Annotated in this window: 14 protein-coding genes; 9 read left to right on the top strand and 5 right to left on the bottom strand. The window is 60.5% G+C overall.

The annotated features are described in order from the left end of the window. Positions 1 to 227: 227 nt before the first annotated feature. The 3 genes from tig to RBB18_RS06190 all read left to right on the top strand — a co-directional run bounded on the left by tig (position 228) and on the right by RBB18_RS06190 (position 4,456). Positions 228 to 1,556, top strand: coding sequence for a trigger factor (tig, locus tag RBB18_RS06200; protein ID WP_306112147.1), 1,329 nt, complete (start codon positions 228 to 230; stop codon positions 1,554 to 1,556). A gap of 778 nt (positions 1,557 to 2,334) precedes the next feature. Continuing rightward, complete coding sequence (locus RBB18_RS06195) at positions 2,335 to 3,261, top strand: hypothetical protein (RefSeq protein ID WP_306112146.1); 927 nt, start codon at positions 2,335 to 2,337, stop codon at positions 3,259 to 3,261. Between the two features lie 658 nt (positions 3,262 to 3,919). Continuing rightward, entirely contained in the window at positions 3,920 to 4,456 is a 537-nt protein-coding gene (locus RBB18_RS06190; RefSeq protein WP_306121237.1) for a hypothetical protein, read from the top strand. Positions 4,457 to 4,702: 246 nt separating this feature from the next. Here the strand turns inward: RBB18_RS06190 and RBB18_RS06185 are convergent, their stop codons facing one another. The 4 genes from RBB18_RS06185 to rpsF all read right to left on the bottom strand — a co-directional run bounded on the left by RBB18_RS06185 (position 4,703) and on the right by rpsF (position 7,687). After that, on the bottom strand, positions 4,703 to 5,821 hold the full coding sequence (locus RBB18_RS06185) for an AI-2E family transporter (protein WP_103764130.1): 1,119 nt from the start codon (positions 5,819 to 5,821) through the stop codon (positions 4,703 to 4,705). Between the two features lie 599 nt (positions 5,822 to 6,420). Continuing rightward, a complete protein-coding gene (gene rplI / locus RBB18_RS06180) occupies positions 6,421 to 7,065 on the bottom strand; it encodes a 50S ribosomal protein L9 (protein WP_274594222.1) in 645 nt (214 codons plus the stop codon). Positions 7,066 to 7,077: 12 nt separating this feature from the next. Next, a complete protein-coding gene (gene rpsR, locus RBB18_RS06175; RefSeq protein WP_093029287.1) occupies positions 7,078 to 7,305 on the bottom strand; it encodes a 30S ribosomal protein S18 in 228 nt (75 codons plus the stop codon). Positions 7,306 to 7,330: 25 nt separating this feature from the next. After that, positions 7,331 to 7,687: a 30S ribosomal protein S6 gene (gene rpsF / locus RBB18_RS06170; RefSeq protein ID WP_103764132.1), complete on the bottom strand. Its 357-nt coding sequence runs from the start codon at positions 7,685 to 7,687 to the stop codon at positions 7,331 to 7,333. A 256-nt stretch (positions 7,688 to 7,943) separates the two neighbouring features. On the opposite strand from rpsF, the gene RBB18_RS06165 reads away from it, so the two are divergent. Together RBB18_RS06165 and RBB18_RS06160 are read left to right on the top strand one after the other, a co-directional pair. Then, positions 7,944 to 8,429: a hypothetical protein gene (locus RBB18_RS06165; RefSeq protein ID WP_103764133.1), complete on the top strand. Its 486-nt coding sequence runs from the start codon at positions 7,944 to 7,946 to the stop codon at positions 8,427 to 8,429. A gap of 133 nt (positions 8,430 to 8,562) precedes the next feature. Continuing rightward, on the top strand, positions 8,563 to 9,141 hold the full coding sequence (locus RBB18_RS06160) for a YceI family protein (protein ID WP_103764134.1): 579 nt from the start codon (positions 8,563 to 8,565) through the stop codon (positions 9,139 to 9,141). A 126-nt stretch (positions 9,142 to 9,267) separates the two neighbouring features. Here the strand turns inward: RBB18_RS06160 and RBB18_RS06155 are convergent, their stop codons facing one another. Continuing rightward, complete coding sequence (locus RBB18_RS06155) at positions 9,268 to 10,527, bottom strand: cytochrome b/b6 domain-containing protein (protein WP_306112144.1); 1,260 nt, start codon at positions 10,525 to 10,527, stop codon at positions 9,268 to 9,270. A 175-nt stretch (positions 10,528 to 10,702) separates the two neighbouring features. On the opposite strand from RBB18_RS06155, the gene fabD reads away from it, so the two are divergent. From fabD to RBB18_RS06135, 4 genes are all read left to right on the top strand, one after another. Continuing rightward, a complete protein-coding gene (gene fabD / locus RBB18_RS06150) occupies positions 10,703 to 11,647 on the top strand; it encodes an ACP S-malonyltransferase (protein WP_274594226.1) in 945 nt (314 codons plus the stop codon). 80 nt (positions 11,648 to 11,727) lie between these two features. Continuing rightward, positions 11,728 to 12,465 (top strand): 3-oxoacyl-[acyl-carrier-protein] reductase, encoded by a 738-nt coding sequence (gene fabG, locus RBB18_RS06145; protein ID WP_306112143.1) that lies wholly within the window; start codon positions 11,728 to 11,730, stop codon positions 12,463 to 12,465. Between the two features lie 229 nt (positions 12,466 to 12,694). After that, positions 12,695 to 12,928 carry an acyl carrier protein gene (locus RBB18_RS06140; protein WP_057794165.1) on the top strand — a complete coding sequence of 78 codons (234 nt, stop codon included), beginning with the start codon at positions 12,695 to 12,697 and terminating at the stop codon, positions 12,926 to 12,928. A gap of 191 nt (positions 12,929 to 13,119) precedes the next feature. Continuing rightward, positions 13,120 to 13,863, top strand: coding sequence for a 1-(5-phosphoribosyl)-5-[(5-phosphoribosylamino)methylideneamino] imidazole-4-carboxamide isomerase (locus RBB18_RS06135; protein ID WP_306112142.1), 744 nt, complete (start codon positions 13,120 to 13,122; stop codon positions 13,861 to 13,863). Positions 13,864 to 13,933: the final 70 nt, after the last annotated feature.

Below are 13,933 nucleotides of genomic sequence, written 5' to 3'. Positions count from 1 at the left end.
GGATCGAGCCCGGGACGGGTGGTGCAAGGTGGCGGGGAGGTCCCGGGATCGAGTCCGGAACGGATGGTGCTGGGTTGCCAGGAGGTCCCGGGTCAAGCCCGGGACGGAGTCTTGCCGCGGATGCGCCAAGACTCCGCTTGCACGCCCCAGCCTCCATCAATAGATAGCCGGAGTGATTTTGACCGCCGCGGACGCCTCCGCGGCCTTTTTGCAATGGAAGGACGAACATGCAGGTCACAGAGACGCTCAATGAAGGGCTGAAACGCGGCTACACGATGAAACTGTCGGCCCAGGAGCTGGACGACAAGGTCATGGACAAGCTGAAGGAAGCGCAACCCGATGTCGAGATGAAGGGGTTCCGCAAGGGCAAGGTGCCGCTGCCGCTGCTGAAAAAGCAGTTCGGTGAGCGTGTCATGGGCGAGGCCATGCAGGAAGCCGTCGACGGCGCCATGAGCCAGCACTTTGAAGACAAGGGCGAGCGGCCAGCCGCAGAGCCCGCAGTGAAGATGGTCAACGAGGACTGGAAGCCGGGCGACGATGTCGAGGTCGAGATGACCTACGAGGCGCTGCCGGACATCCCCGAGGTGGACCTGTCCAAGGTGAAGGCCGAGAAACTGGTCGTGAAGGCCGGTGATGCGGAAGTCGACGAGGCCCTGCAGAACCTGGCGTCCAGCGCGCAGGACTTCAAGGACCGCAAGAAAGGCACCAAGGCCAAGGATGGCGATCAGGTCACGATCGATTTCGTGGGCCGTGTCGACGGCGAGGCGTTCGAGGGCGGCAGCGCGGAGGATTATCCGCTGACGCTCGGTTCGAACAGCTTCATCCCCGGGTTCGAGGAACAGCTGGTCGGCGTGAAGGTGGACGAGGAGAAGGTGGTCAAGGTCAGCTTCCCCGAGGAATACCAGGCGCCGCACCTGGCGGGCAAGGACGCCGAGTTCACCTGCACCGTGAAGGCGGTGAAGGAGCCCGTGGCGGCCGAGGTCGACGATGCGCTGGCCGAGAAGTTCGGGGCCGAAAGCCTTGACGCGCTGAAGGAACAGATCGCCGAGCGTCTGGAAGCCGAGTACGCCGGTGCGGCCCGCGCGGTGATGAAGCGCGGCATCCTCGACCAACTGGACGGGCTGGTCAGTTTCGAGCTGCCGCCGAGCATGGTCGAGGCCGAAGCGGGCCAGATCGCGCACCAGCTGTGGCACGAGGAAAACCCCGACGTCGAGGGCCACGACCACCCCGAGATCGAGCCGACCGACGAGCACAAGACGCTGGCCGAGCGCCGCGTGCGTCTTGGCCTGCTGCTGGCCGACCTGGGCCAGAAGGCCGAGGTCGAGGTGACCGACCAGGAAATGACGCAGGCCGTCATGGAGCAGGCGCGGCAATACCCGGGGCAGGAGCGTGAATTCTTCGAGTTCGTGCAGAAGAACCCGCAGATGCGCCAGCAACTGCGCGCGCCGATTTTCGAGGACAAGGTCATCGACCATATCGCCGATCAGGCCGAGATCACCGAGAAAGAGGTGTCCAAGGACGAGCTTGAGAAAGAGGTCGAGAAGCTGGAAGACTGATGTCTGCCGGTTTTCGCTTTAGGGAAGGGGCCGTCCGGTGGGGCGGCCCTTTTTTCTGGGGCAGGCGACGGGTCTGATAGCGATGGCCGCTTCGAGCCCAACTCGGTCGTTGCTTCAGGTTGCAGCATCCGTCGCGAAGGGCGGGAATCTGATATTCTCTGCACGTGCGGAATCACAGGGTGACTTCTGTGGAAGCCGTCATTCAACTCGATCAAACCATAGTTTGAACCCAGTTCGATTGGGAGGAAGGGAAGCGTGGCCTACGCGGTGTAAGCAAAAACCGAATATGGGACTGCCTCACTTTCCTTTCTGAGTGGGGTTGGCATGGATACCCGAACCGTCGCCGTTCGGACGCAAGCTCCTTCATCCTGGCGCGCAACGAGGTGCGCCAAGCCTATGCGCGTGGCGCGTTCTGAGTTGAACGGGTGGAGATGGCCCAAAGGTGGGCTGACTTGCTTGATGACTTGCAATGGGGAGCAAGTAGATGAACCCCAGTCTTTCGACCGAAGATGACGTCAATTCATCGGCTTGACGCCAATGTTCAAACTTAGGTTGCGCCTTGAATTTATGAGTAATTTTTCAACAGCGGCTCCAGTTTTCTAAGCCTGTTGAATAGACCAACGCGCCCGCATATCGCGCGGTCCTTCGAGTATGCGTCGGCTGCACAATCCCCAAAAAACATTGCCGAGAGGCGTTCGCGTCTGCATGATGCGGTCCATCTAACTCAACCTCGGAGAAAATACCTGTATCGAAACACATCCCGCTGGGAGGACCAGAAATGACCTACACTATAGATTGGAGTTTAAAACAGGATTTTGGTGGCGGTGAAAGCAGCTTGACTGCAATAGCGCCTGACGGAACTGAATTTTTAATCGAGGACCCTGATGGCGTCCTGCCGCCGGGTTTTCTGCGCGTTATGTTTGAACTGGTGATATCCGGCTACACCGATGGATTTTCCATCGAGGTCGACGAAAACGGCGACTACATGACCTTCGAGTTGGAGCAGGTAATTATCGCGTCTTATGATACCAGCGGCGGCAGCACCGAAGGCGACACCACCGTTGGAATAAATGTAAACTACGGGTTCGATATTGTTCCGGTCGGCGATTACGACGTCGACGAAGCCGGTGCATCGGGCTTTGTCGCAGCTTTAGACCAACTTGACGCGCTGCTCGCAGACATAGCCAACGAGCCCGACGGTTCAGACGATGGCACCACGGACAAAACCCCGTCCACTGGGCCAGAAATCGAGATACTCAGCTGGAGTTGGGGCGCCACCAGTGGCAGTACGCCGGGCGGCTTTGACGTGGATCTGACGGCTGAGACCGATGGCGGCACAAAGGTTGTTATGGACTACGACGAGGTAGAGGGTGCTGGCATACCGCTATCGCACCTTGTCGCGCTCGACGCTCTGATTGATCTAGACACGCTGGCCTTTCATCCGAGCATTCATGGAGGCTTGGACCCGGTGGACGTGGAGACGATCGAGATCAGCCGTCAGCCGTTTTCCGCTAACCTCGACGAGTACATCTGGTCTATCGAAATGGCCGCGGCGCCGACGGCGGACGGCTCCGTAGTGAGTTCTGGCTTAAGTTTTTCTGAAAGCCTTGCCAGTGGTACGGGACCTATCGTTCCGCAGGACCTTGCCGAGATATTGCTTGCTGAGACCGGGGCTGGCGCTGATCTCGAGGCGAGCTTCTTATAACACCCCCGCCGACAGGCGCGACTAAAGTTGACGAAATACGGCGTTTGAACGCGGCGTTATGAGGTCGTGAGTGATCGGTTTAAATAACTGAGTCTCCCCGGCGATGTCATCCTTCTGGCTTGCAAACGAGGTAACAGCGCGGCGGACGTGTTGTCAGCGGCGCATCAAAGCGCTGAAGAAAAAGCCCGACGTGACGCAATAAGCTGTCTAACGTCAGCACATACCGGACAGATTTAGGTGTTTGAGTAATGGAGGGTTTCTGGTTGCTTGCACCATTTGAATACATCTTCTGCGCGACCGCTTTGTCCTGCCTTGCGGACCTTCGTGCATCTTGCGGCGAAGGTCCGGACTGAGCCCATGGCCGAAGTGCTGCGGCGCACAGGTTCGGTGGAGTAAGAAACCGAAAAAACCTAAGAATTGTGAACGCCATCACAGCGAGTCACCTGTTTTTCATTAATACTAGAAAATAGAACGGTGGTGTCTTTCTCTCGGTTCTCTTGTTTGGGCTCTAAGATTTATGGCGGCCTCGAACCAAACCAAATAGGCAATAATGACCATCGTTCACGCGTACTGTTTTCCCAGTTTGGCGTGAAGACTCTCTATCGTACGCCCGTTTAAGACAATTTTTCCAAAACTCAATTCTAGGAGGAGACGTACAATGCACACGTTAAGTATTTTAAGATTCATCGGAACAACTTTCATTGCCGCTTTCGTTTTCTTTGGCCCCACCCAGTTGCTGGCCGAGCGCGATTCTGGAGTGGAAGCCCTGCGCTCGGGGTCAACCGCCGGACATCACAAAGGCGAAATCTGTGACGTAGACATCAAGCGTCCGCCGCTGAAAACAAAGACCGAGCGCGATAAAGGGGACCTCTGTGATAACGTCCAAAATTTTCCGAGGCTTAATGCGGAGCGCGACCCCGGCGATAATGCGGGCCCCGAAAACCCTCAGCCTTGGATGACAACCGAACGCGACCCCGGCGATAATGCGGGCCCCGAAAACCCTCAGCCTTGGATGACAACCGAACGCGACCCCGGCGAAAATGCGGGTCCCGACAACCCTCAGCCTTGGCTGACAACCGAGCGCGACCCCGGCGAAAATGCGGGTCCCGACAACCCCCAGCCGTGGCTGACAACCGAGCGCGACCCCGGTGATAATGCGGGTCCAGACACCCGCCAGCCGTGGCTGAACGCATAATATTAGACCCGTGCATACGACCCAAAGAGACTGAAAGATGCGGCGCCGTGTCAGGCGCCGCGTTTTTCTTTCGGGCTGGTATTCTTCTCTCTTCTGGGCGGACAATCTTGACCAAAGGTTTTGATGTTTGGGCTCCGCATGTCGGCCGCTAGCTGCCGTCACAACATCGCGAACCCAAGCTTTGAAACGAAGCAAACTCGGTAATCTGCAAGACCTTCTCTTTAGAACAAGACCTTTACCGTCTTCCTATGTTGTTTCATTTTCTGAGCCAGTTTCGTCAGAACTCTCTATTTTCCGATGCCCTTCGAGGAACCTGCCGATATTTGCGGTTCCAGGATTGGCGTCCAGCAACCGCTTGACGACAATAAGTATCGGGATGGCGACGATCATGCCAATGAATGACCAGATCCAAGCAAAGAACGCGACCGCGATGAAGACGACAGGCGCGTTCAGCCGAAGGCGGCTTGCAATCACATAGGGGGTTATGAATTGCCCTTCGAGAGCGGTGGCTCCGTAGTACGTCGCAGCTACCCCGAGAGCGGGCCAGATGTCGTAGAAGGTGCCGTAGCCATGAAGTCCGGCAATCGCTGCCCCTGCGATTGCACCGAGATAGGGGATGAAGTTCAGCGCGAAGCCGAGGAAACCGAGCACGAGATATTCCGGGATACCCCATAAGTACATCAAGACCGCGATAGTGGCACCGAGGCAAATGTTAATTAGTGTGATTGCGCCTAAGTAGTTGCCAAGATCGTCTTGGGCTTCATTCAAGAGCTTAAGCGAGCGTTTTTTGTCCTCGAAGCGGTCGAAACTCTCGACGATCTTTCGCGAGAAAAGGTCGCCGGACGCGAGCAGAAAGAAAAGCAGGGCCAGCGAAAGCACTACCTGCCCAAGCAGGGACGGTCCAATGCTTACCAACTGCTCGACCGTCCTATCCTTTTCAACGACTTCCACCTTTAAAGCCTTACTTTCCTCCGTTTCATCTGCGTTGCCTTCCTCGACCGCTTCACGTGTTTCCTCGGCCGCCTCAGCAATCTCAGAAAAGATGCCGGGCGATCCGCTGCGCATGACCGACTGCGCATCGCGGATGGCCGTCGGAAGAAGTCGCACGCTTTCAGACACAGGCCTCGACAGCCACGCGGCCCCCACAAAAAGAAGGACTGAGACGCCGACAATTACGAAGGCAGCAAATATTCCTCCGCCCACGCCGCGACGGGCGAGCCACTTTTGCGGCGGTCGAAGAGTGAGATAGGAAAGGAGTGAAGCGACGACGGGAATTAGAAAGTCGTTAGCTGCGATCAGCATGTGAACGAGCAGTATCAGGAATATCCCGACGACCGCTCTCCGCACGACCTTTTCTGCGATCATATCCTTACCCCGACCTTGTCGACACAAAGACCTCGTATCTAAAACGGTTCACCTTGGACCAAGCCAAGACGAAGAACGACGCGATACATTGCGTGATCCGATGCAATACAACACTTCACGACGTTTGAAACTTGAGAATGATAAGACCAGATCGGATTTTCTCATACGCAGCGCTTGGTTTCTTCAAACGCCGAGGGGCCGATGGAAGGCAGCGAACGGCAACTTCGTCCCGCCGAGCCGACCTTGCGAACGAAGCACCCGCGCCGAACCAAGGTGCAGCTTGCTGCACCGCCGCGCATCGACGGGCCGCCCCACCGGCACGTCGATTTGGTGAGGCCGGGAGCGCCGCTCGGAGGTTTTGCGGAGTTGGCGGGAATAAAGTGCTGTGGAACCGTCGTTGAATCGCCGCGCCGCGGCCCGTCGATGCGCGGCGATTCAACGAACCACCATCAACTTCTTCCCTCACTGCCGACCCGTCCCGGACCTGATCCGGGATGACGCCCGGCTTTCGCCTCAGGGTCCGCGCAGAACCCGACCATCGACGCAAAAGGCCGCCCACACGCGGTGGGCGGCCCTGGGTCGCGGCGATGTGCCTGCGATTACTTGTCTTCGCTCTCGTCGTTCGAACCGGCGTCGTCCGACGCGGTCTCTTCCTCGACGGCCTCGGCGAGATCGTCGTCTTCCGAAGCGGCGGCGCCGATGTCGTCGAAAAGCTCGGCGATCTCGAAATCGGCGGCTTCTTCTTCCTCGGCGGCCACGTCCTGGATGGTGCGGCCCGACGCCTGAAGCTCGGCCTCTTCGGGCGAGCGGGCGACGTTGAGGACGATATGCGCCTCGACCTCGGGGTGCAGGTGCACCTCGACGTCATGCAGGCCCAGCGTCTTGATCGGCTGACGGATCAGGACCTGTTTGCGGTCGACCGAGTAGCCTTCCTCGGTGGCGACGGCGGCGGCGTCACGGGTCGAGACCGAGCCGTAGAGGTTGCCGCCATCGGAGGCTTGGCGAATCACGATGAACTTCTGTCCGTCGAGACGGGCCGCCAGGGCTTCGGCTTCTTTCTTGGATTCGAGATTGCGCGCTTCGAGCTGGGCCTTCTGGTCTTCGAAAGAGGCGATATTCTCTTTCGAGGCGGTCAGCGCCTTGCCTTGCAGCAGCAGGTAGTTGCGGGCGAAGCCGGGCTTCACCTCGACCACATCGCCCATCTGGCCCAGCTTGGCCACGCGTTCGAGAAGGATGACTTGCATGGGTCTTTCTCCTTATTTGACGGCGTAGGGCAGCAGGGCGAGGAAGCGGGCGCGCTTGATGGCGCGGGCCAGTTCACGCTGCTTCTTGGCCGAAACGGCGGTGATACGGGAAGGCACGATCTTGCCACGCTCGGAAATGTAGCGTTGCAGGAGCTTGGTGTCCTTGTAGTCGATCTTGGGTGCATCGTCGCCCGAGAAGGGGCAGACCTTGCGACGACGGAAAAACGGTTTCGCAGCCATGGTTTAGTGTCCTTTCTTCAAGCGATCAGGGGCGACGTTCGCGGCGGTCGCCACGCTCGTCACGTTTCTGCATCTGGACCGAGGGGCCTTCCGCGTGCTCGTCGACCCGGACGGTCAGAACGCGCATCACGTCCTCGTGCAGGCGCATCAGGCGTTCCATTTCCTGCACGGCTTCCGACGGTGCGTCGGTGCGCAGGAAAGCATAGTGGCCCTTGCGGTTCTTGTTGATCTTGTAGGCCATCGTCTTGACACCCCAGTACTCGGATTCGACGATCGTGCCGCCGTTATCCGTGATCACGGTGCTGAAATGTTCGACAAGGCCTTCGGCTTGCGTGTTGGACAAGTCCTGACGCGAGATAAAAACATGCTCGTAGAGCGGCATGTGAGTTCCACTTCTGTCTGGGCGCATTTCAAAGGCGGGCCTTGGATCCTTTCGCGGCCCGTCCACGAGAGACTGCGCGGTTCGATATATGTGCGAAAGGAAGTGGGCGTATACGACGCATCCCCATGTTTGGCAAGGGGTGTCGGGGGCCGTGAAATTGCCCGCGCGCCGCCCCGGTGCAGTCCCCGGTCCGCCGCATTTTGGTCTCGATCGCTGCGCAGTCTGGGCACAACCGAAATCGGGCGAGGAACTAGCAATGGCACATGCATTCGATGGGCGTTTTCAGAACACCAAGCTGACCGACGACACCGTGGCGGTTGATGCCCCTCAAAGCGCGCCCCGCCGGGCGCTGATCGCCTGCGCCGGGGCGGCGCTTTGCATGTCGGCGGGCGGGCTGTGGCTGGTGCCGTCCGAGGATGCGGCAATGCAGTTGATCAAGCTCTTCGCGTCGGTCGTTCTGCTGCTGGGCGGGCTGATCCTGTTCAACGGACTGAACCGCGACGCGCCCGCGCCAGAAGTGCAGATCGACCCGGTAAAGCGCCAACTGCGGGTCTACGAATATGACACGAAGGGCCGCTCGACCTTGAAAGCCTGCCATGACATCGACGCGTTGCAGGAGCTTTCGGTGAACAAACGCCAGCTGCGCGCCAAGGATGCGTCCGGCGTGCTGGTGCTGGAAATGCCGCTGGGGTCGGACGAAGAGGCCAGTGCCATCCGCAGCGCGATGCCCCGGACCAGCTAAGCCGGTGTCAGCCCGCGCAGGGTGGGCTGTTCATCGCTCAACACGATCTGTTCAATTCTTGCAACTTGCTCGATGCGAGAAATGCATCATCTTCCGTCGGGAGCGATTAACGCACCACGGAAGGATTACATTCATGAAAACCATCGCATTCGCCACCTCGATGGCCCTTGCCGGCTTGTCGACCGCCGCACTGGCCGCGCCGGAGCAGTACAACCTCGACCCCAGCCACAGCCAGGTCGTATTCACCTATGAGCACCTGGGCTTCTCAACCACCTACAACGTCTTTACCGGGTTCGAAGGTGAAATCATGTTCGACCAGGAAGAGCCGGCGAACTCCAGCGTGTCGGTGTCTATCCCGGTCATGTCGATGTACACGGGCTGGGAAAAGCGGTTCGAGCACTTCATGAGCGAGGACATGTTCGGCGCGGCAGAGGGCGACATGATCACCTTCACCTCGACCGGCATCGAAGTTACCGGCGATACGACCGCCGAGATAACCGGCGATCTGACGATCAACGGCACGACCAAGTCGGTGGTTCTGGATGCCGAACTGAACAAGGCGGACGCGCACCCGATGCAGGAAAAGCAGTGGGTTGGCTTCGACGCGACGACGACACTGCTGCGCTCGGATTACGGTCTGGACTACGCCGCGCCGGCGGTAAGCGATGAGCTTCAGGTGATGATCTCGATCGAGGCTGAAAAGGCCGAATAAGCCTGAGCGACGTTCGTCGAATTCAAAGGCCCGCATTCCGAGATGCGGGCCTTATTTGTGCGTGGCGCTTTTGGCGGTCGGAGGTCCCGGGTCAAGCCCGGGACGGGTGAACCGACTCGTCCGGCCCTAGCGCTCTGCCGTCAGGGCGAAGCGGATATCTACCGAGGCGCCGACATTGCCTTCGCTTTGTCCGCCCACGCCGAAATCGCGACGATCCACCGTCAACCCGCCCGAGGCGGTGGCGGTGTCGCCGTCGATGTTCAGGTCAAAAGGCATCTCGACAGGGACCGAGTTGTCCTTGATCGTCAGCGTGCCGGTGGCGACATGGCCGCCGTCGCGCGACACGATGTCGGCGGAGAAGGTGGCCGTGGGGTGGGTCTCGGCGGCGAGATAGTCCGATCCCTTGGCGTCATTGGTGACCGATCCCAGCGTCAGCGAGGCGATGGTGACGGTCACGTCGACGCTGCCGTGTTTGCCCTCGCTGTCGGCGGCTTCGTCATAGATGATATCTGCGGTCCAGTCCTCGAACTGGCCTTCGACCTCCGACCCCATCTGGATAACGGTCAGGCCAAGCGTCCCGTCCGTGACGGTCCAGGCGTTCTCGGTCGGGGCGGTGGTTTCCGCGGCGGCCGTTTCCGTGGCCGGTTCGGCGATTTCGGCATCTGCTGTCGGCGCGCCTTGGGTTTCGTGCGAGAAATAGCCCAATGCGCTTCCGGTGCCGAGGGCCGCGGCCCAGATCACCAGCGCCGCAACGGCGGGGAGGACATGTCCGGGCTGACGCGCCGAGGGTTCCGCTGACGTTCGGCCGGGCAGCATACGCCGCAGGGTGGCGTCGCGGTCGATGACGTGATGCTTGAGCGCCCCGGCGACATGTGCCGCAAGGCTGAGCCACAACACCCAGTTCAGAATGTAGTGTAGAGAGGCGAAGGTGTGCGCGAGCCCCTCATCCTTGGGAACGAAGGGCAGGGATTGGCCGAACGGCCACCAGATCGGGGCAAAGCCGGTGGTGGCGGCGTGATGGATCCAGCCGGTCAGGGGCACCAACAGCAGTGAGCCGTAGAGAAGCCAATGTACGGTTTCGGCGGCCCGCGCCTCGAGCGGCTTGTTGCCGTTCAACAAGCCCGGCTTGGACTGGCCCATGGCCCACAGAATGCGCAGCAGTGCCACGAAGAACACGGTCACGCCGATGGTCTTGTGCAGGGAGAACAGGAAGGCCGCACGCGAGACGTCGGCCTCGGTCGTGACGATGTCCGGGTTGCGGACCGCGTGGGCGATGTCACTGGCGAAGAGACCGAGCGGAATGGCCGAGAGAATCAGCAGCGCGGTCAGCCAGTGAAAGCTTTTGGTGACGGTGCCGTAACGGTCGTGGGCGTTGGCGAGGGGCATTGTGCAGGCTCTGATGTGGCGAAAACTTGCGCTGCAATTTAGCCGAGCGCGTGGCCGGGGCAATATCCGCCTGCGCACAGGGGGCGTGCGGCAAGGGCGGTTTTTCGGCCCCCGACATTGCACCGCCCGTCGCGTCACGCTATCCGAGGGCATTGAATGGGAGGGGCAAGGCACCATGAGCAAGGCATTCGTATTTCCCGGGCAAGGGGCCCAGACGATCGGGATGGGCAAGGCGTTGGCCGATGCCTATCCGGCAGCGAAGGCGGTCTTCGACGAGGTCGACGAGGCGCTGGGCGAGAAGTTGAGCGACCTGATCTGGGAGGGCGATCAGGAAACACTGACGCTGACGCAGAATGCGCAGCCCGCGCTGATGGCCACGTCACTCGCCACGATGCGGGCGCTGGAGGCCGAAGGCGTGAGCATCGAGGCGGCGTCGCTGGTGGCCGGGCATTCGCTGGGCGAATACTCCGCGTTGGCCGCGGCCGGGGCGCTGAGCGTCAGTGACTGTGCGCGCCTGTTGCGCACGAGGGGTCAGGCGATGCAGGCTGCCGTGCCGGTGGGCGAAGGCGCAATGGCTGCGATCCTGGGACTTGATTTTGCCACTGTGACCGAGGTGGCCCAGGCCGCCGCAGCGGATGGCGGCGTGGTGCAGGCCGCCAATGACAACGACCCGGCGCAGGTGGTGGTCTCGGGCAATGCCGCCGCCGTGGAAAAGGCGGTGGAACTTGCCAAGGAGAAGGGGGCCAAGCGCGCCATGCTGCTGCCGGTCAGTGCGCCGTTTCATTCTGCCTTGATGGCGCCCGCCGCCGATGTGATGGCGTCCGCATTGTCGGAGGTTACGATCACGGCGCCGCGCGTACCGGTGGTCGCCAACGTGACGGCCAGCGGGGTGCAGGACCCGGCGGAGATCCGCGCGTTGTTGGTCAAGCAGGTGACCGGGTCCGTGCGCTGGCGCGAGTCGGTGGAATACATGGGCGCGCAGGGCGTGGACGACGTGTGGGAAATCGGCGCAGGCAAGGCGCTGATCGGCATGGTTCGCCGCATCAACCGCGACATCGCCACCCGCGCAATCGGCACGCCCGAGGATGTGAAAGCGGCCGCCGAGTCGATGGCCGGCTGAGCCGGGGCCAGGAAAATGGGATTTTCTTGTCAAATTTCTTCGCAAGGAAATTTGGCGCCAGACGAGAAGGATCAAGATACATGTTCGACCTGACGGGAAAGACGGCGCTGGTGACCGGCGCATCCGGAGGCATCGGCGGAGAGATTGCCAAGGCGTTGCATGGCGCGGGCGCGACCGTGGGCCTGTCGGGCACACGGGTCGAGCCGCTGGAGGCGCTGGCCGGGGAGCTGGGCGAGCGGGCGCATGTACTGCCCTGCAACCTGAGCGATCCGGAGGCCGTCGACGCATTGCCGAAACAGGCCGCCGAGGCGATGGGCAGCGTCAATGTCCTGGTGAACAACGCCGGGATCACCCGCGACCAGATCTTCATGCGCATGTCCGACGAGGAATGGCAGAGCGTGATTGACGTGAACCTGACTGCCACCATGCGCCTGTGCCGGGGCGTGATGCGCCCGATGATGAAGGCGCGCTGGGGGCGGATCATCAACATCAGCTCGATCGTGGGCGCGACGGGCAACCCCGGACAGGTGAACTACGCCGCCTCCAAGGCCGGGATGGTGGGCATGACCAAGTCGATCGCCTATGAGGTCGCCAGCCGCGGGATCACCGCCAATGCGGTTGCACCCGGCTTCATCGCCACGGCAATGACCGACAAGCTGACGGACGACCAGAAGGACAAGATCAACGCGCAGATTCCCGCCGCCCGCATGGGCACGCCGGAGGAAATCGCGGCAGCGGTCCTATACCTCGCAAGCCCCGAGGCGGGCTATGTCACGGGGGCGACGCTTCACGTCAACGGGGGCATGGCGATGCTTTGAGTCATCGCGCCGCGTTGAGGAAACAAGGGCAGGGGAATCCATTTGCCAATCGCGTCGCATATGCTATAGGCGGCGCAGTTTACGCGGGGGTGATACTGTATTACCCCGTAAATGCCCGTTATACGGGTCATGCAAGCCGCCCGGTCAAGGGGCACATTTAGCCGCTAGTCCAAACGGGCGAGGGCACAGAAAACGGGCGAATGACCCGGCTGAAGATGAGGAACGAAACATGAGCGATATCGCAGACCGCGTAAAAAAGATCGTGGTGGAACACCTGGGCGTCGAGGAAGACAAAGTAACCGAGAACGCCTCTTTCATTGACGACCTGGGCGCGGACAGCCTGGACACGGTCGAACTGGTCATGGCGTTCGAAGAAGAATTCGGCATCGAGATCCCCGATGACGCCGCCGAGAACATCCAGACCTTCGGCGACGCGGTGAAGTTCATCAAGGAAGCGTCGTAACCACGACGACGCACAAGAGATTTTCGAAAGACCCTGCCGGCGCGGCGGGGTCTTTTCATTTGCGCGGTCGAAAATTTCGGGAACAGACTGTATCATGCCGATTTGAGACCATCGTCAACGAAGCAGGGGTCTAAGAAGGGCAGACCCCGCAAACAAGGCGGAACCAGCCCGAATCAGAAGGTGACTGTCGCATGATCATCTACCCCACTCTCGAACTGCGTAACGGCAAATGCGTGTCCCTGACGCGCGGTCGGCTCGAAGAGCCCGTCATCTGGCATGTCGACCCTGTCGAGACAGCGAAATCCTTTGCCGCCGCCGGCGCATCGTGGATGCATCTGACCGACATCGACGCGGTGGCCGGTGACGGCGACAACAGTAGCCTGATGGAAGAGATCATTCGCACTGTCGGGATCCCGGTCCAGCTGGGCGGCGGTTTCCGGTCGCGTGACAGCGTTGCAAAATGGATCGACAAGGGCGCGGGCCGGATCGTGGTTGGCACCATGGCCGCCTACGACCCCGATACCCTGCGCGAACTGGCCAAGTTCTATCCCGACCAGATCGTGCTGGCCGTCGATATCTTCCAGGGTTCGGTGATGACCGAGGGCTGGCGCACGAAAAGCGCGTTCTCGCCTGAAAGCTATATCGCCGCTTTCGATGATGCGCCGCTGGCTGGCATCATCCTGACCGATATCGACGCCGATATCGAAGACAGCGACGGGACGCTGGGCGTGATCAGCGGGCTGGCCGGTCTGACCCGGCATCCGGTCATCGCACGCGGTACCGTGCGCAGCGTCGATGACGTGTCGCGTCTGAAATACGTACCCAACATTTCCGGCACGATTATCGGCCGGGCGCTGTTGTCCCGCGACGTGTCGCTGCAAGAGGCGCTGGAAGTGGCACAGGGCGACCGCGAACCGATCGCCGAGTTCCAATAAGCTGAATGACAGGCTTGAAAAAAGGGGCGCGGAAGACCGCGCCCCTTTGCCGTTGGCCTTGCCCCCGATA

The sequence above is a fragment of the Roseovarius sp. MMSF_3298 genome (genome assembly GCF_030733705.1).
Lineage (GTDB): Bacteria > Pseudomonadota > Alphaproteobacteria > Rhodobacterales > Rhodobacteraceae > Roseovarius > Roseovarius confluentis.
Note: the sequence above shows the minus strand (reverse complement) of the source record. Positions and strands in the feature narration are given on the sequence as shown.

What these genes read in the sequence shown, in the direction of transcription:
- RBB18_RS06160 (WP_103764134.1), top strand. Translation starts at nt 8,563, where the DNA reads ATGAAAACCATCGCATTCGCCACCTCGATGGCCCTTGCCGGCTTGTCG.
- rpsR (WP_093029287.1), bottom strand. Translation starts at nt 7,305, where the DNA reads ATGGCTGCGAAACCGTTTTTCCGTCGTCGCAAGGTCTGCCCCTTCTCG.
- RBB18_RS06135 (WP_306112142.1), top strand. Translation starts at nt 13,120, where the DNA reads ATGATCATCTACCCCACTCTCGAACTGCGTAACGGCAAATGCGTGTCC.
- RBB18_RS06165 (WP_103764133.1), top strand. Translation starts at nt 7,944, where the DNA reads ATGGCACATGCATTCGATGGGCGTTTTCAGAACACCAAGCTGACCGAC.
- RBB18_RS06155 (WP_306112144.1), bottom strand. Translation starts at nt 10,527, where the DNA reads ATGCCCCTCGCCAACGCCCACGACCGTTACGGCACCGTCACCAAAAGC.
- RBB18_RS06185 (WP_103764130.1), bottom strand. Translation starts at nt 5,821, where the DNA reads ATGATCGCAGAAAAGGTCGTGCGGAGAGCGGTCGTCGGGATATTCCTG.
- fabG (WP_306112143.1), top strand. Translation starts at nt 11,728, where the DNA reads ATGTTCGACCTGACGGGAAAGACGGCGCTGGTGACCGGCGCATCCGGA.
- RBB18_RS06190 (WP_306121237.1), top strand. Translation starts at nt 3,920, where the DNA reads ATGCACACGTTAAGTATTTTAAGATTCATCGGAACAACTTTCATTGCC.
- rpsF (WP_103764132.1), bottom strand. Translation starts at nt 7,687, where the DNA reads ATGCCGCTCTACGAGCATGTTTTTATCTCGCGTCAGGACTTGTCCAAC.
- RBB18_RS06140 (WP_057794165.1), top strand. Translation starts at nt 12,695, where the DNA reads ATGAGCGATATCGCAGACCGCGTAAAAAAGATCGTGGTGGAACACCTG.
- tig (WP_306112147.1), top strand. Translation starts at nt 228, where the DNA reads ATGCAGGTCACAGAGACGCTCAATGAAGGGCTGAAACGCGGCTACACG.
- RBB18_RS06195 (WP_306112146.1), top strand. Translation starts at nt 2,335, where the DNA reads ATGACCTACACTATAGATTGGAGTTTAAAACAGGATTTTGGTGGCGGT.
- fabD (WP_274594226.1), top strand. Translation starts at nt 10,703, where the DNA reads ATGAGCAAGGCATTCGTATTTCCCGGGCAAGGGGCCCAGACGATCGGG.
- rplI (WP_274594222.1), bottom strand. Translation starts at nt 7,065, where the DNA reads ATGCAAGTCATCCTTCTCGAACGCGTGGCCAAGCTGGGCCAGATGGGC.